Annotated in this window: 17 protein-coding genes and 1 pseudogene; 17 read left to right on the forward strand and 1 reads right to left on the reverse strand. The window is 41.4% G+C overall.

Going from position 1 to position 19,091, the window contains the following annotated elements; genetic code table 11:
* Positions 1-38 precede the first annotated feature (38 nt).
* The 9 genes and pseudogenes from MUO15_RS18690 to MUO15_RS18730 all read left to right on the forward strand — a co-directional run bounded on the left by MUO15_RS18690 (position 39) and on the right by MUO15_RS18730 (position 10,060).
* The gene (locus MUO15_RS18690; protein WP_245031707.1) at positions 39-899 is read left to right on the forward strand and encodes a carbohydrate ABC transporter permease; all 861 of its coding nucleotides are present in this window, start codon (positions 39-41) and stop codon (positions 897-899) included.
* Complete coding sequence (locus MUO15_RS18695; RefSeq protein ID WP_245031708.1) at positions 899-1,750, forward strand: carbohydrate ABC transporter permease; 852 nt, start codon at positions 899-901, stop codon at positions 1,748-1,750. Before MUO15_RS18690 ends, MUO15_RS18695 begins: the two co-directional genes overlap by 1 nt.
* Before the next feature lie 7 nt (positions 1,751-1,757).
* Positions 1,758-2,791: pseudogene (locus MUO15_RS18700) on the forward strand (LacI family DNA-binding transcriptional regulator).
* A 72-nt stretch (positions 2,792-2,863) separates the two neighbouring features.
* Positions 2,864-3,583, forward strand: a complete 720-nt coding sequence (locus tag MUO15_RS18705; RefSeq protein WP_245031709.1) for a ThuA domain-containing protein — start codon at positions 2,864-2,866, stop codon at positions 3,581-3,583.
* An 11-nt stretch (positions 3,584-3,594) separates the two neighbouring features.
* The gene (locus MUO15_RS18710; protein ID WP_245031710.1) at positions 3,595-4,626 is read left to right on the forward strand and encodes a Gfo/Idh/MocA family protein; all 1,032 of its coding nucleotides are present in this window, start codon (positions 3,595-3,597) and stop codon (positions 4,624-4,626) included.
* 6 nt (positions 4,627-4,632) lie between these two features.
* Entirely contained in the window at positions 4,633-5,673 is a 1,041-nt protein-coding gene (locus MUO15_RS18715) for a Gfo/Idh/MocA family protein (protein WP_245031712.1), read from the forward strand.
* 21 nt (positions 5,674-5,694) lie between these two features.
* Positions 5,695-6,663, forward strand: coding sequence for a sugar phosphate isomerase/epimerase family protein (locus tag MUO15_RS18720; protein ID WP_245031713.1), 969 nt, complete (start codon positions 5,695-5,697; stop codon positions 6,661-6,663).
* A 31-nt stretch (positions 6,664-6,694) separates the two neighbouring features.
* Positions 6,695-7,384 carry a YesL family protein gene (locus tag MUO15_RS18725; RefSeq protein ID WP_245031714.1) on the forward strand — a complete coding sequence of 230 codons (690 nt, stop codon included), beginning with the start codon at positions 6,695-6,697 and terminating at the stop codon, positions 7,382-7,384.
* A gap of 288 nt (positions 7,385-7,672) precedes the next feature.
* The gene (locus MUO15_RS18730; RefSeq protein WP_245031715.1) at positions 7,673-10,060 is read left to right on the forward strand and encodes an immune inhibitor A domain-containing protein; all 2,388 of its coding nucleotides are present in this window, start codon (positions 7,673-7,675) and stop codon (positions 10,058-10,060) included.
* A 519-nt stretch (positions 10,061-10,579) separates the two neighbouring features.
* On the opposite strand, the gene MUO15_RS18735 is transcribed toward MUO15_RS18730, so the two are convergent.
* The gene (locus MUO15_RS18735) at positions 10,580-11,791 is read right to left on the reverse strand and encodes an ROK family transcriptional regulator (RefSeq protein ID WP_245031717.1); all 1,212 of its coding nucleotides are present in this window, start codon (positions 11,789-11,791) and stop codon (positions 10,580-10,582) included.
* Between the two features lie 111 nt (positions 11,792-11,902).
* Between MUO15_RS18735 and MUO15_RS22250 the strand changes: the two genes are divergently transcribed.
* The 8 genes from MUO15_RS22250 (at position 11,903) to MUO15_RS18770 (ending at position 19,062) form a co-directional block, all read left to right on the forward strand.
* Complete coding sequence (locus tag MUO15_RS22250; RefSeq protein ID WP_396266269.1) at positions 11,903-12,283, forward strand: family 43 glycosylhydrolase; 381 nt, start codon at positions 11,903-11,905, stop codon at positions 12,281-12,283.
* The gene (locus MUO15_RS18740; RefSeq protein ID WP_396266270.1) at positions 12,253-12,918 is read left to right on the forward strand and encodes a family 43 glycosylhydrolase; all 666 of its coding nucleotides are present in this window, start codon (positions 12,253-12,255) and stop codon (positions 12,916-12,918) included. Before MUO15_RS22250 ends, MUO15_RS18740 begins: the two co-directional genes overlap by 31 nt.
* 15 nt (positions 12,919-12,933) lie before the next feature.
* Complete coding sequence (locus MUO15_RS18745; RefSeq protein ID WP_245031718.1) at positions 12,934-14,010, forward strand: M24 family metallopeptidase; 1,077 nt, start codon at positions 12,934-12,936, stop codon at positions 14,008-14,010.
* 119 nt (positions 14,011-14,129) lie between these two features.
* A complete protein-coding gene (locus MUO15_RS18750) occupies positions 14,130-15,386 on the forward strand; it encodes an ABC transporter substrate-binding protein (protein ID WP_245031719.1) in 1,257 nt (418 codons plus the stop codon).
* Between the two features lie 72 nt (positions 15,387-15,458).
* The gene (locus tag MUO15_RS18755; protein WP_245031720.1) at positions 15,459-16,304 is read left to right on the forward strand and encodes a carbohydrate ABC transporter permease; all 846 of its coding nucleotides are present in this window, start codon (positions 15,459-15,461) and stop codon (positions 16,302-16,304) included.
* On the forward strand, positions 16,304-16,447 hold the full coding sequence (locus tag MUO15_RS18760; protein ID WP_245031721.1) for a hypothetical protein: 144 nt from the start codon (positions 16,304-16,306) through the stop codon (positions 16,445-16,447). The genes MUO15_RS18755 and MUO15_RS18760 overlap by 1 nt, the downstream gene beginning before the upstream one ends.
* On the forward strand, positions 16,447-17,280 hold the full coding sequence (locus MUO15_RS18765; protein WP_245031722.1) for a carbohydrate ABC transporter permease: 834 nt from the start codon (positions 16,447-16,449) through the stop codon (positions 17,278-17,280). Before MUO15_RS18760 ends, MUO15_RS18765 begins: the two co-directional genes overlap by 1 nt.
* 24 nt (positions 17,281-17,304) lie before the next feature.
* Positions 17,305-19,062, forward strand: a complete 1,758-nt coding sequence (locus MUO15_RS18770; protein ID WP_245031723.1) for a glycoside hydrolase family 2 protein — start codon at positions 17,305-17,307, stop codon at positions 19,060-19,062.
* Positions 19,063-19,091: the final 29 nt, after the last annotated feature.

Genomic DNA, 19,091 nt, shown 5'->3' on the forward strand with positions numbered 1-19,091 from the left:
TTAGCAACACTATTGTATCAGCATTGGAGGGCGTGCACATGCATAATCGCAATATTTGGTTTTGGCTTTTTCTCACCCCGGTTATTCTCGGGTTGGGTCTTGTTGTTGTCATTCCATTCATCTACGGCTTCATCTTTTCCTTTACCGACTGGAATGGGCTGACGGCCACCAAGTTTTTAGGATTTGAACATTATATCAATCTATTTCAAGAAGACGAATTCATGAGCTCGATTTGGTTTACCGTTAAGTTTGCCGTTGTTACGGTCATTCTGCTGAATATCATGGGGCTTGGACTTGCGCTACTCGTAACCCGCAATATTAAAACCAATAACTTACTTCGGACGGTATTCTTTATGCCAAACTTGATCGGCGGTCTGATCCTCGGATTCATCTGGCAGTTTATTTTCGTCAGTGTGTTCGACGATATCGGCACAATGTTCGGCATCGAGAATTTGCAAGGCTGGCTTTCGACGACGAGTACAGGGTTCTGGGGGCTTGTGATCCTGACAGCCTGGCAGATGGCAGGTTACATTATGATCATTTACATTGCTTACTTAGAAAATATTCCAAAGGACTTGATCGAAGCGGCAAAAATCGATGGGGCCAATGGATTGCAGCGGTTTAAGAGTATTACCTTCCCGCTTGTAGCCCCAGCCTTTACCGTCAGTATGTTCCTGACATTGTCGATGGCTTTCAAGATTTATGACCAAAACTTATCCCTGACCAATGGCGGGCCGTTCAACTCCACGCAAATGGTTGCGATGGAAATTGTTCGCACAGCCTTTTCAGACAATCAGATGGCCTATGCCCAAGCCAAAGCGGTGATTTTCTTCTTAATCGTTGCCGTTATTGCGCTGACCCAGGTGTACTACAACAAGAAACGGGAGGTTGAGATGTAATGAAGAAGAACAAAGAAAAACGGAATTTATTCTCAATCGAAATCCTCGGTATTGCCTTAGGGTTACTGTGGATTGCGCCGTTCTATCTGATGATTGTCAATGCGTTTAAAACGAAGCGGGAAATTTTCGAAGGGGTTCTAGGCATCCCAGACTCGTTGGCACTTGAAAACTTTGTGCAAGCGTTTATTGATTTGGAGTTCCTAAAATCTCTCTTCAACTCGGTGTTGATCACAGGATTGAGTATTGCCGTCATCATCTTGTTCTCTTCGATGGCAGGATATGCCTTGGCTCGTAACAAAAGTAAGCTTAGTGGCATCATCTTTTTCACCTTTGTAGCTGCGATGTTGATTCCCTTCCAATCGGTGATGATTCCGCTTGTATCGATTTTTGGTCAAGCGAATATGTTGAATGCGGGTGGGTTAGTTTTCATGTACCTTGGCTTTGGGTGCAGTTTATCGATCTTCCTTTACCATGGGGCGATGACAGGTGTTTCTAAAACGATGGATGAAGCGGCGATCATTGATGGGGCCAACCGTTTTCAATTGTTTTGGTATATCATTTTCCCTCTACTGAAACCAATTTCCGTGACGGTGGGGATCTTAAATACAATCTGGATCTGGAACGACTATCTGTTGCCTTCTCTTGTTCTTAGTGAAGCCAATGCCACGATTCCTTTGAAAATGTTTTATTTCTTCGGCCAGTATACGAAGCAGTGGCATTTGGCATTGGCAGGGCTGACGATCGCGATCATCCCAGTCATCATCGGTTACTTCTTTGCACAGAAGCAAATTATCAAAGGGGTTTCTGAAGGGCTGTCAAGTAGGCTTAAGGCAAATATGATTAAGGAGTAGATAGAACGTGTCGGTCACAATTAAAGATGTTGCAAAACAGGCGAACGTGGCTCCGTCCACGGTCTCTCGTGTCATTTCAAATAATCCGAGAATTAGTGAGAAAACGAAACGTAAAGTACGCAAGGTTATGGAAGAGATGGGATATCATCTTAATTTGAATGCTCGTGTGCTCGTCAGCCAATCCACCCAGACAATTGGTATTGTTATGAAGAATTCAGCGAGTCATTCATTTGAGAATCCCTTTTTCTCAGAATTACTGCGAGGGATCAGCAGGGCTTGTCATGAAAAAGATTACAGTATCAATCTAACAACAGGTGAGTCAGAGGAAGCGATTTATAATGATGTGGTCAAAATGGTCCAGGGAAAGAGGGTAGATGGAGTTATTGTCCTTTATTCTAAAAAGGATGATAAAGTAGTTCCTTATTTAATGGAACATGATTTCCCGTTTGTGTTGATTGGGAAGCCACTTGTCGATTCATCCAATGTGATGTATGTAGATAATGACAACGTCCAGGCCTGTCGAGACGCGACCAACTTCTTAATTAATCTTGGTCATGAGAAAATTGGTCTTATCGGGGGGATTCCCACTTTGAAGTTGCGAATGCCCGATTGGAAGGATTCAAGTATGCAATAAATGAACACAATTTGAATTTACCTGACAGCTATTTAAAAAATATAGAAATTGAAAATGGAGATAGCAAACAGATCATCAATGAATTGATGGACTTGCCTGAACCGCCTACTGGGTTAGTGATTACAGACGATTTTAATGCCTTGAAAGTTATGGCGACATTGCAAGAGCGGAACATTAAGATGCCAGAAGAGGTAAGCATAATCGGGTTTAATAATACGGTGATTGCCAAATTGTCTAATCCGCCATTAACGACGGTAGATACGAACTCTTACCAGTTAGGATACGAGTCCTGTCATAGTTTGATTCAATTGCTGCATGATCCTAAGATGCTAAAACGAAGCGTAATTGTGCCAACAACAATTGTAGAAAGAGAATCTTGTATTAAAAAAGACCTTGTTAACTTTTGAGTACATACGCTTTTTCCTATGGGGAAAGATGCAAACGTTTGCCACTTTAGTAATGAAAAAGGAGCGAATACAATGAATATTACAGTATGGAACGAATATCGCCATGAAAAAGAAAATCCAGTCGTTACAGACATTTATCCTGAAGGGATTCATACATGTATAGCAGAATTCCTTGAAGGAGATGACCATGTCGTTAAAACCGCGACACTTGATGAAGAAGAACACGGTCTGACGGATGAGGTACTTGCCAATACGGACGTACTAGTCTGGTGGGGACATAAAGCTCATGACGAGGTGAAAGATGAAGTCGCTGAAAAAGTGAAACAACGCGTCTTAGATGGGATGGGACTCGTTGTGTTGCACTCTGGCCATTTTTCCAAAGTATTCAAAAAGCTGATGGGGACGTCATGTGATCTGAAATGGCGTGAGGCTGATGACCGTGAGCGTATGTGGGTGGTTGACCCAACACATCCGATCACAGAGGGGCTTGGCGAATATATCGAAATCGAGAAGGAAGAAATGTACGGGGAACACTTTGATATTCCGGCACCTGATGAACTTGTCTTTTTAAGCTGGTTTGAGGGTGGCGAAGTATTCCGCAGCGGAGCAACGTTCAAGCGTGGCCGCGGCAAGGTCTTCTACTTCCGCCCAGGGCACGAAACGTATCCGACTTACTATCATAAAGATGTACAAAAAGTAATTCAAAATGGTGTGAAGTGGGCCAATAATGAAGGCACACCGAAGAATGTATATGGCAATTCCCAACCTTTAGAGGATATTTCTGAAAAGTAGGAGGAGAATCAATGGCTAATTTGAAAGTAGCAATTATCGGGTGTGGAAGTATCGCACAAAATCGTCATTTGATGGAGTATGAAGCGAATGATCAAGTGGAGATCATAGCGGTTTGTGACATTGTAGAAGAGCGTGCCATGGTAACTGCGGAAGCGTTTGGTGCCCGTTCTTACACGAATTACGAGGATCTTTTGCAAAAGGAAGATGTAGATGCCGTTAGCGTATGCTTGCCAAACTACTTACATGCACCGGTATCAATTGCGGCATTGAACGCAGGAGCACATGTCTTGTGTGAAAAGCCGATGGCGACGTCACGTGAAGAAGCGGAAGAGATGATTGCTGCGGCTGAGCGTAATGACAAGAAACTAATGATCGCACATAACCAGCGGTTTGTGGCTTCCCATGAAAAAGCTCGTCAGTTGATTGAATCAGGAGAGGTCGGGAAAGTTTATAGCTTCCGAACTACGTTTGGACACGGCGGCCCTGAAGGCTGGAGTGCAGATGGGACGGATAGCTGGTTCTTCAAAAAAGATCAGGCCTTTATCGGTGCGATGGGCGATCTTGGTGTACATAAAGCCGATTTGCTTCGCTACCTGCTGGGAGAAGAATTCGTTAATGTCGCTGGGTTTATTGAAAATAACGCTAAGGAAGGAATTTCAGTCGATGATAACGCGGTTTGTATATTGCGTACCGAATCTGGTGTAATTGGAACGCTTACAGCCAGCTGGGCATACAAGCCTGAAGAGGATAACTCAACAATTATTTATGGAGAAAAAGCTACATTACGTTTAGAGGACGATGCCGTTCATTCACTTGTTGCTCAGTATGCTACTGGTGAGATCGTAAAATATGAGCTTGGTCAAATTCAGTCAAATGAGGAAGGTGGTCAGACGAATACACATGTGATCGATCATTTTGTTGATTGTGTTTTGAATAATAAGCAGCCGCTGATCGATGGACATGAAGGAAAACGTTCGCTAGAAGTAATTTTGGCTGCACTTGAATCAGGTGAAACACGCAAAATTTCAAAGTTAGAGAAGTGATGTCGTATGAATAAATTGAAAATGGGAGTGATCGGTGTCGGTGGGATTGCCCAGCAGCGGCATATTCCTGCTTTTGCCGAAATGACGGAGACAGTAGAGCTGACAGCGATCCAGGATATAAATATCGATCGGGCTGAATCAGTGGCGACGATGTTTGATATCCCGCACGTTTTTGAAAAATATGAGCAGCTTTTTGAAGTGGTCGATGCCGTGACAATCTGTACACCAAACAAGTTTCATGCGGAAATTGCTGTAGCTGCGCTTAATGCAGGCATTCACGTCCTGTGTGAAAAGCCAATGGCAATGACGACAAAAGAATGTGAAGCCATGATTGAAGCAGCAGAGAAAAATAATCGTCTGCTATCGATCGCCTACCACTACCGCTACACACCAGAGGCGAAGTTAGCAAAGGAAGCGATTTTTAACGGTGAAATCGGTGATCCATTAGTGACACGCGTACAAGCGATGCGCCGCCGTAAAGTGCCGGGTTGGGGCGTATTTACGAATAAAGACTTGCAAGGCGGCGGTAGCTTAATCGATTTTGGCTGCCACTTGCTTGATTTAGCGTTATGGCTGCTTGACGATCCTAAACCTGTTGAAGTCATCGGGAAAACATATGATCGTTTAAGCAAAACACCTGGCCAGGTGAACGATTGGGGCGTTTTCGATCATGAAACATTCAATGTCGATGACCATGTAACAGGCTACATTACTTTTGAAAACGGCCTGTCGATGCAATTTGAATGTTCATGGGCAGCCAATATCCGGGAAGATCACACAACATTAAGCATTTCTGGTGTCGATGGCGGCATGGATGTCTACCCGTTTGCACTTTATCAGACGAAGTACGGAACGGTTTGGAATACCGAAGCCAAGCTGCCTGAAGATAACCTCAGTCCGGGATTTTTACAAGCGAAGAATTTTGTTGATAGCTGTTTAGGGGAGTCAGAATTAATCGTCAAACCTGAACAGGCACTAAGGGTGACCCAACTGATGGAAGCGATTTATAAAAGCAGTGCAACAAGTTCAAGTATTAAACTAGCATAATTTCGAATGGAGGAGATTGTCATGAAACTAGGCGTATTTACTGTGCTTTTTGCCGATAAATCATTTGAAGACATGCTCGATCATGTGAAAGATTCCGGCCTGAAAGCCGTTGAAATCGGGACAGGAGGTTATCCTGGGACAGTCCATTGTAACGTAGATGAACTGCTTGAAAGCGAAGACAAACGCTCCGAATTCCTGGAAAAGGTTCACTCTCGTGGGCTGACGATCAGTGCGTTCAGCTGTCATGGAAACCCGATTTCTCCAGATGAAAAATTTGCTCAGGAGTCACACGATTCTTTTGTTAAGTCGATCAAATTAGCTAATCTACTTGATGTACCAGTCGTCAATACGTTTTCGGGAACACCAGGAGGGTCTGAAGCGGACAGGTCGCCGAACTGGCCCGTCACTCCATGGCCCGCTGAGTATTCTGAGGTGTTAGAGTGGCAGTGGAATGAGAAATTGATTCCCTATTGGAAGGAACAAGGTAAATTTGCTGAAGAACATGGTGTTAAGGTAGGACTTGAACTGCATGCGGGGTTCCTTGTGCATACACCGTACACAATGTTGAAACTACGCGAAGCTACGAATGATACGATAGGTGCCAACCTTGACCCGAGTCATCTGTGGTGGCAAGGTATCGATCCTGTTGCTGCTATTAAAATATTAGGGAATGCTGGGGCGATCCACCATTTTCATGCAAAAGATACGTACATTGATCAGGAGAACGTTAATATGTACGGATTGACAGACATGCAGCCATATTCTAAAGTCAAAACGCGTGCATGGAGTTTCCGTTCGGTCGGTTATGGACACGGAATACAGGAATGGTCTAACATTGTAAGTGCGCTTCGCACATATGGTTACGATCATGTAATCAGTATCGAACATGAAGATCCGATCATGTCGATCAGTGAAGGGTTCAATCAAGCAGTGAAAAACTTGAAGGCTGTTAATATTGAAGAACCACCTGCCGATATGTGGTGGGCATAATTTAGCTGGTATAGGAAGGAGGAGGTTGATCGTGAAAAGCAATACTGGTGTAATGGGCGGGTTTTATGTGATCAGTGAATGGATCATGCGATTTTCACTGTCAAACTTGCTGTGGGCGCTGTACAATTTACCGATCGGACTTCTCCTTCTCAGTTTATTATACTTAGAAAATAATGCTGGGACGCTGTATTTAATGGTCCCGTTGATTGTGCTGCTGCCATTTTTGTTTTTCCCTGCTACTACAGCGCTATTTGCGAAAGCTCGTGAATGGGTGAGAAAAGAAGAGGACGCGGGTCATACACGAGCATTCCTCAGCTACTATAAAGAAAATTACAAGACTAGTTTCGTCGGCGGTTTGATTTTGGTCATTGTATGGGGAGTACTGATTGCTGATATCTATTATTTTTCCAGCCGAAATGAATTATTAATGAATCTGTTTATGATTATGGGTATTCTCGTCTTCGTATGGACGTTGAATCTTTTTTCGGTAATTGTTCATTATGATATGAATCTAGGTGCCATGTTCAAACATTCATTCTTGATTACGATAGGAAGTCCACTGCTGTTTATTGCGGTTGCGATCAGCTCGGGGATTATACTGTATATCAGTCTCTATGTTTTTCCCTTAATGATCCCACTATTTACGGGATCACTCGTTTCCTTCTTATCATTTTCAGCATTTTACCGACTGCATTTAAAGGTGTCGAGTAAGACATCCTGAAAAAAGCCTGCTATCCGAGCTATTGTAGCTCAAATAGCAGGCTTTTCATATTTTCAGATAATCCAATAACTTCCACCTCAGGTCATCCATTTTATGGATGACCTGAGGTGGAAGTTTATTACATAATTCTATTTACCTATAAATTACTTTAATACTTTAAATTGGTATTTAGGTAATATTAATTATTTGTAAATTATTTCTATTCAAGCGATTGATTATTCTGAATAAATTGCTATATTTGTATATAGTGATTTCATATCATTAAGTCTAGAAAGGGGAGAAATAATTTTGAAGAAGTCTAGTAAAATTGTTACCTCAGCCCTGGCTCTGACATTAGCGTTTGGTCCATTAAGCGCAAGTGCCCTTGAAAGCCCTGGCAAAGTTCAGTCAGATGTACATAAGTCCCACGCTCATAATAAGGGAGGTTCACCTTTTGACGTCGCGATCGCCAATGATGAGCGATTAATAGAGATGTTGAAAGAAAGCGGTCAACTATCAAAAAATGCTTCACCAGCTGAAGCAAAAGAAGTGTTGAATAGCTACTTAAAATCTAAAGCGGATGCAGCCTCTGAAAAAGCCAAAAAAGACAATAAAGGAAAAATGTACAAAGAGAAGCAGGAGAATCGTGCCAAGCTACAAGACAATGCGAAGAATAATAGTATGACGAATGGCAAAGGTAATAAGCTGGGACAAGCGAAGAAGAACAAAGTAGATTCAGTAGAAGAAGAAGCTTGGAACGGTGAAAAACGTACGGATAATGTTTTAGTTTTACTAGTCGAATATCCGGACAAGCCTCATAATTCTATGTCAGCAAGTGAAACAGACATGTATTATGATGGTGAGAACGCCTATTCTAAAGAGCATTACGAGGATATGTTGTTTGGTGATGGCGGCTGGACAGGTCCAGACGGAAAAAACTATGTATCTATGCAGCAATACTATGAACAGCAGTCTGGCGGAAGTTATTCTGTTGAGGGAACCGTTGCAGGATGGTACACAGCTGAACACGAGGCTGCTTATTACGGTGCAAATGATCCGGATCCAGATGGAAGTGATGTAAACCCCCGTGGTCTTGTTAAAGAAGCATTGAATGCTGCGGCTCAAGACCCTAAAGTAGATTTGAGTGATTTTGATGAATGGGATCGTTATGACCTTGATGGTGATGGAAACTATCTGGAACCAGACGGACTAGTCGACCATCTTATGGTTATCCACTCAGGTGTTGGTGAAGAAGCGGGTGGCGGATCACTAGGTTCAGATGCCATTTGGTCTCACCGCTGGAGTCTTGCAAAGCCTACTCCAATTGAAGGTACAGAGTCAACTGTAAATAGATGGGGCGGACAGATGGCTGCATTTGATTACACAATTGAGCCTGAGGATGGTGCAGTTGGGGTAATGGCGCATGAATTTGGTCACGACCTTGGTCTCCCAGATGAGTATGACACGCAGTATTCAGGTACTGGTGAACCAGTAGCCTACTGGTCTATTATGGCAAGCGGCAGCTGGGCAGGCGATATTCCTGGAACAATGCCAACAGGTTTTAGTCCTTATGCAAAAGAAATGCTTCAAGGTACTGCTGGCGGGAACTGGTTGACCGGTACTGAAATCAGTTTAGATGAGGTTTCCGAGCAAGGTGTTGAAGTATTACTTGATGAAGGTGTTACCAAAGGAACAAATAGTGACGCCGTGAAAGTAACATTACCAGATAAGAAAACAGTCGTGAATGAACCGTTTAGTGGTCAGTATGAATACTTTAGTGGCAGTGACAACAGTTTGGAAAACACGATGACAAAAACTGTTGATCTTACAAATGCTTCAAACGCAGAGTTGACATTTCAAGCGTGGTATGACATTGAGAACAACTGGGATTATGCTTATGTGACAGTGGATGGTGAGCCAATTAAAGGTGCTATCACAACTACTGAAAATCCACACGGAAATAATCTTGGAAATGGAATTACCGGATCTTCTGAGGGATGGATAGAAGTTAGCTTCGACCTTTCCGCCTATGTAGGACAAGAAGTGGAAGTAGGCTTTAAGTACAAAACAGATGCGGCAGCTATTTTGCCAGGATTCTACGCAGACGATATCAGTATTCAAGCTGATGGGGAAGAAGTTGTGTTTGATGATGCAGAAAGCGAAAGCAGCTTCGAATTAAACGGCTTTACTAAATCTGACGGTGCGAAAACTTCTGAACATTATTATTTACTAGAATGGCGTAGCCACAACGGTGTCGATCGAGGACTTGCTAATCTTCGCCGTGGAAACAGTCTAATGGAATATGATCCAGGTTTAGTTGTATGGTATGTTGATGATAAGTATACTGAAAACTGGACAGGTATCCATCCAGGTGACGGTTTCCTTGGTGTAGTAGATGCTGATCAGCACACACTTAACTGGAGTGACGGTACAGTGGCTTCCACTCGTTACCAGATCCATGATGCTGCCTTTAGTCTAGATAAGACAGAGAAAATGTTCATTGACTACAGTGATCTTCTCGGCAGAACAATGAAAGACAACTTTACGAAACGTACACCGTTATTTGATGATAGCGCGAACTACCTGAACGAAGGTATGGTTGATGCTGGACGTGATGTCCCAGAGCATGGTCTTAAGTTCCGTGTTGCAGGGCAAAGTAAGGATGGTACAGTAGGTAAAGTGCTTATTTATAAATAAGCATGATAAAAAGGTCCCGATTTGGGACCTTTTTTTGTTTTTAATAGTATATTGTTTCCTAAAATAGAATTTATCTATTAAGAAATTTTTGACACATATTGTTTTATTTCCATGGTTTTATATTGTAATTATATCAAACATTTACATCTTTTAATTCTATGTCGTAGGAGGAATGATGTCATGGCGAATAAGAGTAAACAGTAAGAAAACTATGGGTTGTTAAGAAGTATTTTTGATAGATTCCAAAAGCCAGCTAACGATAGTCCAATTCATGAGCAACTTCAATTTTACGCTTCACTGCTCCACTGCTCGACAATCACCCAGACATGATTTACATCCTTGACCATGAAATAATGTGGAAATCCCTGACACCCCAGTAACCTACGAAGATCCTGATATGTATGTAAATAAACACTCGCTCTAGTCTTTGTGAATAATTACCACCTCAGGTCATCCAGTATTTAGGATGTTATAAGCCGGGAAAAGGACTGCAGATCAGTTGGTCTGCAGTCCTTTTTCTTATTTGGTAAATAGTTCAACTAACACTAAGGAAACGGCGCCTAAGGCTGTGCCATAATCACCAAGCATGGATAAGGCAATTTCTGTTTCTTTGGCCTCTTTGGTTAACGATCTCTTTTGTATTGTTTCTTTTATAGGGTTGAGAATAAAATCTCCGGCATTTGAAACTCCTCCCCCTACCACAATACGATCGGGATTAAGAGTATGGATAATATTTGTAAGCCCAATACCTAAGTAAACACCTGTCTCATAAAGGATATCTTTGCTAAAGATGTCCCCTGCTTTAGCAGCTTGAAAAATATCATTGCCCGATAACTCTTCTAAATCAATATTTTCAATAAAGTCGGGTATCGTAGTAGAGGTTCCCATAGACATCCCTCTTAAAGCCCTTTTTACTAAAGCAGGTCCGGCAGCAAGTGTCTGTAGACAGCCGTGATTTCCACAGTCACATTGCGGTCCTGCAATATCGACGGTCATATGACCGACCTCACCAGCGATTTGATTTTTACCTCGAAACAACTTGCCATCAATGACAATTCCTGCACCTATACCTCTTCCCACATTAACAGTAATTACATTCTGGGTGCCGTTCCCGTTCCCAAACCATGATTCTCCTAAAGCAAGTGCACGTGCATCATTTTCTACTTTCACTAACAGGTTGAATTCCTCTTCAAATATTTCTTTTAGAGAGATGTTTCTTAGTTGGAGGGAGGGAGCATATAAGGAAATGCCCTTATCTACGTCAACTACACCATGCATCCCAATACCAATGCCAATGAACTTCTCCTTGCTATCTTGATTTGATTCGGTAATAGAGTGAACAGCCTCTTTCATCATCTCAACAAGCTTTGTAATAGTAACTTGTTCAGGAATCTTTACAATATCGGATGAAAGAATGGTCCCATTTAAATCAGATAAGATTGATCGCAAAAACTTAGGTCCTACATCAAGACCTATTACGTAAAAGTTTTGGGCATTAATTTCAAGCATCGTAGGCTTTCGCCCGCCGCTGGATTCACCCTGTGTGCTTTCGATGACCAGCTGACTTTCCAGTAATTCTTTAACTATATTACTTACAGTTGGCGGCGTGAGCTGTGTTTGTTTAGCGATCTTTGCTCTGCTGATTGGACCCTCCAGACGAACTTTATTTAAAATAATTGATTTATTTAACGATTTCATCCACTGGAAGCTGCCTCTGATTTGGGTGTTCATGTGTTTCCCTCCAAAGCTAAATAAATGTCTTGAATGTTTTGGTAATAATAGTATAACATATTACATAATTAATTTAATTAACTAACTTTTACAAAAAGGAGGGGGAAACGTATGTTAAGAAAAAGTGTCATCATTTTTTTAGGGTTGGGAGTGGTTCTGTTGATTAGTGGGTGCATTCAAGAAAAAAATTACACAAATCCAGTATTTGAACCTGTATTAGCAGACCCGACAGTAATAAAAGCCGATGATGGATCTTTCTATGCTTATGGAACTGAAGACGCATGGGGAGAAGAAACAGACACTAAACTTATTCCCATTGTCCGTTCGCAAAATTTAACAGATTGGGAATATGTGGGGGAAGCCTTTGAACAAAAACCTGACTGGAAACAGACTGGAGGATTATGGGCTCCAGATATTACAAAAATCAACAATCAATACTATTTATATTACTCCTATTCAGTATGGGGGACCCCAATCCGGGAATTGGTGTAGCCACAGCTGAATCACCTCAAGGCCCATTCAAGGACAAGGGAAAGATTTTCGACAGTAAGGAAATAGGTGTGAACAATTCTATAGACCCGTTTTTCTATAAAGATGATGAAGGCAGGAATTACTTATTTTGGGGCAGCTTTCACGGAATTTATGGAATTGAAATGAGCCAAGATGGACTTCAAACCCAGGGGGAAAAGTTTCAAATTGCAGGAGATGCCTATGAAGCCCCTTATATTATTGAAAAGGAGGGTGCTTTTTATTTCTTTGGTTCACGGGGATCCTGCTGCGAAGGTGAAAATAGTACATACAATGTGGCTGTTGCAAGATCAGACGAGCTCAAAGGCCACTATGTCGATAAAGATGGTAAAGACTTATTAAATAATGGAGGCACAGAGATATTAGCAGGATATGAAGATTCAAAATTTGTTGGCCCTGGCCACAACGCCATTATTCAAGATGACGAAGGAAGGGACTGGATTTTGTATCATGCCATTGACCGTACTGATCCTCTGCTATGGACAGGTGCGTCACGGAGGCCCCTCATGCTTGATCCGATTATTTGGGAAGAAGGGTGGCCGACTGTACAACGAAAAACGCCAAGTGAAAATGATATAGAAAGCCCTCAATTCAATTAAAGGGAGAGAAGATGGATGAAACCAATGAATAAAGTAAAACAATTCTTGAGCGACCATAATTATGAAGGTATTTTATTAAGACAGAAAAATAACTTTTCTTGGTTAACGGAGGGAAAGAGGAACCATATTGTTTTACAGACCTCCTTAGGTGTAGCTGACTTATTAGTTTTAAGGGACAAAGTGGTTGTCTTTACGGCAAATATGGAAAAAGATCGCATTGTAGACGAGGAACTAAGTGATTTCCCGGCAGAAGTTGTGAGTGTTAATTGGTATGACGATTTGGATCAGGTGATAGGGAATTATACAAAAGGAATGAGCGTGGCGGCAGATACCCCTTTTCTTAACTTTGAGGTCGTTGATCACAAGTTGGCATTGATCCGATCTGTTCTTTCTGAATCGGAGCTATCTCGATATCGAACGCTTTGCTTTGAAGCTGCACAGGCATTAGAAAGTACAGCCATGGAAGTTCAACCTGGACAAACGGAATATGAAATAGCTGCACAACTTATGAAGAAAAGTGTATCTAAGGGGATGAATATCGATGTTGCCTTAGTCGCAACCGATGAGCGTATTTACAAGTATCGTCATCCAATAGCCACGGGGAAAAAGTTAGAAAAGCATGCTTTGCTCGTTTTATGTGCCGAAAGAGGAGGACTTGTTGCTAATGTAACTCGGGTGGTTCATTTTGGAGAAATGGATCGTGATTTAAAAGAAAGAGCGGAAAAGGTAGCTTATATCGACGCTGTTTATAATCAATCAACTAAACCAGGTGTAACTATAGGCAGTATCGTTAGCAAAGGGATAGAAGCGTACAAGGAAACTGGCTACCCCGAAGATTGGAAGAAGCTTCACCAGGGAGGACTGACTGGCTATTCATCAAGAGAATTCCTAGCAACTCCTACTTCAACAGAAAACGTTCAAGTGAATCAAACCTTTACTTGGAATCCGGCATTACCGGGAGTGAAATCTGAAGATACGATCGCTGTCACTGAGAATGGGACGGAATTTTTAACGTACACAGGAGACTGGGTGTACAAAGATATCGAAATAAATGGGCAAGTATTTAAACGACCAGATATTTTAATTCGATAACTGTTGACACTTTTCAGAAAGATGTGTAAACTACAACTTAAGTTAATTAATTTATTTAATTAACTATCTTTTTGAAGTTCGTGAAAGCGGTTACTGAAATTAAAAGAGGGGGAATTATTATGAAGACAAAATGGTTTTTAGTTGCAATGGTGGTCTTATTTATTGGTATATTAACAGCTTGTTCCAGCAACTCCTCAGGAGATGGCGGGAGTAGTGGAAGTGGAGAAACAATTACGTTATGGGGGCCATTCTCTGGACCAGATGGACCAAAAATGAAAGAAATTGTCGATCAATATAATGAATCCCAAGATGAATATACGGTAGATTTTCAAATTGTACCGCAAACTGAATATTACAAAACAGTTGACCTTGCTGTAAACGGTGAACAGAACATGCCAGACGTCATGATTATGCATGGCGATCAAATCATTACATACGCCAAAAAGGACGTATTAATGAACCTTGATGAAGTGGTAGGGGAAACAGTGAAGAAAGAACAATATCATGAAAAAGGCTGGGAAGGCGCGATGGTAGATGGCAGCCTTTATGGTGTACCGCTTGATATCCACCCTCTTATGCTCTATTGGAATAAAGATTTGTTCGAAGCGGCTGGGTTAGATCCAAATACACCTCCTAAAAATCGCGAGGAGTTTTTGGAATATGCTAAAAAGTTAACGAACAAAGAAAAGAACCAGTATGGATTTGTTGTGCCAACACTTTGGCCGCAGCAATTCATTTTCCCTACAATTGTCGCTCAAAATGGCGGCGAACTTTATAAAGACGGGCAAGTTAACTTTACTTCAGATCCAGTTGTAGAAGCTCTTAAGTTTCAGGAATCTTTAATTGAAGAGCATGGAGTATCTCCTGCTGACGTACAACAAGATGGAGAAGTTACACTTTTCTTACAAGGTAAAAATGCGATGCACTTAAATGGTCCATGGATGATGAAACAGTGGGAAGATGCTGGAATTAACTATGGTGTTGCTCCTGTACCACAGCTTGGAACGGAACAACAGGCCGTTTTCGCAAACTCACACAACTTCGTGATTCCTAAAGGTGTAGACGATGCGAAAGTGGAAGGCATTACAAACTTCCTGAAATATGTTGGAGATAACGGAATGGCTTGGGCAGAATCAGGGCAAGCTCCTGCCTCTAAAGCTGTTTATCAAAGTGAGGAGTTCCAAGAGATGAAGCAACAGCCGCAAGTAGCCAAGCAATTTGATAATGTTGTCTTCTCTCCGGATGTAGTAGGGTGGGGACAGATTAATACCCCATTATTTGAAGCAATCAACTTAGTACTTCTCGGTGAAGCAGAGGCAGAAGATGCATTGAAGAAGGCACAGAAACAAGCAGAGCAAATAAACGAACAACAATAATTGAACAAGGAGCAGGTGATCTTTTATTCACCTGCTCTTGTTTTCAATAGAGTACATAAGAGAGGTGAGAATATGGCTTTGAAGCAGCCAGATGTAGCTACAGAAGTAAAAGAAGAAGTCAGAGATAATCGATCGAAAAAGGAATACAAATATGAACCTTCTAATAAGAAATGGAAATCGAAATTGACTTCTTCTCTGTTCGTTCTTCCATATTTCATCATGTTTATGGCATTTTTATTCATTCCATTAATGTATGGGCTTTATATAAGTTTCCATGATTACGGATTATTAGCATCAGAACGACCTTTTATCGGATTTGAAAATTACGCTAACATATTTAACCCAGACTCCTATATTAATGAAATTTTTTTCACTGGATTATTTAATACCTTTAAGTTTGTCATTTTCTCAGTGCCATTATTAGTATTTATTGGCTTGGGGTTAGCTCTATTATTGAATGCATTACCTGCCAAAATCAGAGGGATATTTAGAACGTTTTATTTCATGCCATATGCCATTTCTGTGTCTGTTATTTCTGTACTATGGTTATGGTTGCTAGATACGAATTCTGGGCTTATTAATAATTATTTAACTCAATTAGGCTTTGACCCCATTCCTTGGCTAACCAGCCAGCCTTATGCCTGGATTTCAATTGTCGGAGCAACGATTTGGTGGACGATTGGATTTAATATGATCATATTCATCAACGCTTTAAATGAAGTCCCTGAAGAATATTATGAGGCCGCTTCGATTGACGGTGCAGGTGCTTGGCAAAAATTCACTAAGATTACCTTGCCGTCGATACGTCCGATTATGCTTTTTGTTGTCATTACTTCAACAATTGCCTCATTTAATGTTTATGGTCAACCATACTTAATGACTGGGGCGGGCCCGGGGATTCTACGAAAGTATTACTGATGGGGATCGTGGATGAAGCCTTTACTCAGCGGCAGCTCGGTTCAGCATCAGCTATGGCGATTGTTATGGCATTAATTATGATTATCGTTTCCGTGTTTCAATTCAAGATTTCCAATATGCGCGATAAAAAGGAGGGTAAATAATGAACAATAAAAAGCGAAGATTTCTACTCATTGTTTTAGCCTCAGTCATTGCGATTCTATTTATCGTTCCATTATTTTGGATGATCTCGACCTCCTTTAAAAATGACTTTGAAGCCATTGCAGGTGGTTTAAATTGGTGGCCGAAGGAGTTCACCTTCGAGAATTACGCGTACACCCTTTTAGGTGAAGGAGTTAGTGTGCCTGTATTGAAATGGATGTTTAACTCCCTCTTTGTGGGGATTACTGGCTCACTGCTTATTGTGTTTATCGATGCCCTTGCAGCGTATGGTCTTGCCCGTCTAGACATTCCTTTTAAGAAGTTTATTTTCACCTTATTTATTAGTACGTTAATGATCCCATGGGTAATAACATTCTTGCCGCTCTACATGGAGTTTAGCAATTTAGGTTTATTGAACACGTATGCAGCACTTATTCTGCCATACTCTGCCAACGCATTTGGTGTGTTCTTACTCTATCAGTTTTTCAAAGGTTTTCCAAAAGAACTAGAAGAAGCAGCTTACCTGGATGGTGCCAACAAGTGGCAGATTTTTACGAAAGTTGTTGTTCCTAGTGCGAAACCAATTATGTGGACATTAGGCATTTTCTCTTTTATGACCATTTATAATGACTTTCTTTGGCCGCTCGTTGCCACAAGCTCACCGGAAATGAGGACGATTACCACAGGGATTGCGATTATGCAGCAAGGAAGTTTTGTTTCCTCCTATGGAAAACTAATGGCATTAACAACGATTGCAACTGTACCCATCCTCATTATTTTCTTAATTGGACAAAAACAACTCATTAAAGGGATTACTCAAACTGGAATAAAATAGAGCAAGTGCTTGGAGGAATAGGATATGAACGAAATAAGAAATGAATACCCACGGCCTCAATTTAGAAGGAAAGATTGGGAAAACTTAAACGGGAAATGGAACTTTGCTTTTGATGATTACAATGTCGGCTTACAAGAACAATGGTATAAGAATTCTGAGAGAATTAATCAGACCATCCAAGTTCCTTTTGCCTATCAAACAGAATTGAGCGGGATCCATGATCCTTCTTTTCATGATGTTGTCTGGTATCACCGAACATTTGAAATTCCTGAAGGGTGGGAGGATCAGCTAAAGGTGATTCACTTCGGAGCCGTCGACTATTGGGCAAAGGTTTATGTGAATGGCGAGCTAGTAGGTGAGCATGAAGGGGGAAACACAACATTTTCTATTGATATTACCCATGTCGCAGCCAAGAAAAATGATGTTGTGGTGCGTGTAGAGGACCCTTCAACAGATGCAACGATCCCTAGGGGAAAACAGTATTGGCACGAAGAATCAGCCTCGATTTTTTATACGAGGACTACAGGGATTTGGCAAACCGTGTGGCTTGAACCGTTGGATCCTTTACATATGGATCAAATAAGATGGACGCCGCAATTAGATCGTGGGGATATCGATGTAGAGATTGATGTTTATGGTCATTATGAGGGAGCCACGGCAGAAATCGAAATCACTTATAGGGACCAAATGATTGTAAAAGAAAGGTCCGATATTACGAACAGTTATATGAAACGCTCCTTTCATTTACGTAACCGCATAACTGATCGCAGTAATATCCATGGGGCAGGGTGGTATTGGACTCCCGAACATCCAAATTTATTTGATGTAACTTTACGTATTGTGAAGGATGATCACCTTAAAGATGAAGTAATAAGCTACTTTGGGATGAGAAAAGTGAGTATTGAAGATGGTGTGTTCAAATTGAATAATCAAACTTACTATCAAAAACTTGTATTGGACCAGGGTTATTTTCCAAAAGGCCTACTAACAGCTCCGTCTGATACTGATTTGAAAAAAGATATTGAACTGTCAAAAGAGATGGGCTTCAACGGAGCAAGAAAGCATCAGAAGGTAGAGGATCCACGGTATTTGTATTGGGCAGATCAACTAGGGTTCCTGGTTTGGGGGGAAATGGCCAACGCTTCGGAATTTTCAGAGGAAGCTGTCCGCCGTATCACTAAAGAGTGGACAGATGTAGTGAAGCGGGATTACAGTCACCCAAGCATTGTAGCATGGCTGCCCCTTAATGAAAGCTGGGGCATCTCGAGAGTAGCGAGAGAAGAACAGCAGCAATATCACTCACTTGGGATGTATTATTTAACAAAATCGCTTGATCCAACAAGGCCTGCTTTATCGAATGATGGATGGGAGCATACAGTATCTGATATTTGCGGAATTCACAATTATCGATCGGCTGAAAAGATGGCGAAGACTTATGCTACGGTAGAAAATGCGATAACCACGACACCTGCGGATCGTCCGATTTATGCGAAGGGATACGCTTATAAGGGAGAACCTATTCTCATAACAGAGTACGGTGGCATTGCTTATAAGATGGATGAAACAGAAGGCTGGGGTTATTCTTCTGTTCAATCAGGTGAAGATTTAGTAGAAGAGTATCGTAAACAAACGTCAGCTTTGTTAGAGTCGTCTGTTATTCAAGGGTTCTGTTATACACAGTTAACCGATGTTGAACAGGAAATCAATGGCCTACTAACCTATGATCGTGAACCAAAATGCAGCCTAGAAGAAATTAAAAAGATAAATGAATCTGATAAGTAATAGATGACGACAAAAAAGATAGATTTTAC

Origin of the sequence: Halobacillus amylolyticus (assembly GCF_022921115.1) — a bacterium.
In the GTDB taxonomy this organism is placed as follows: Bacteria; Bacillota; Bacilli; order Bacillales; family Halobacillaceae; genus Halobacillus_A; species Halobacillus_A amylolyticus.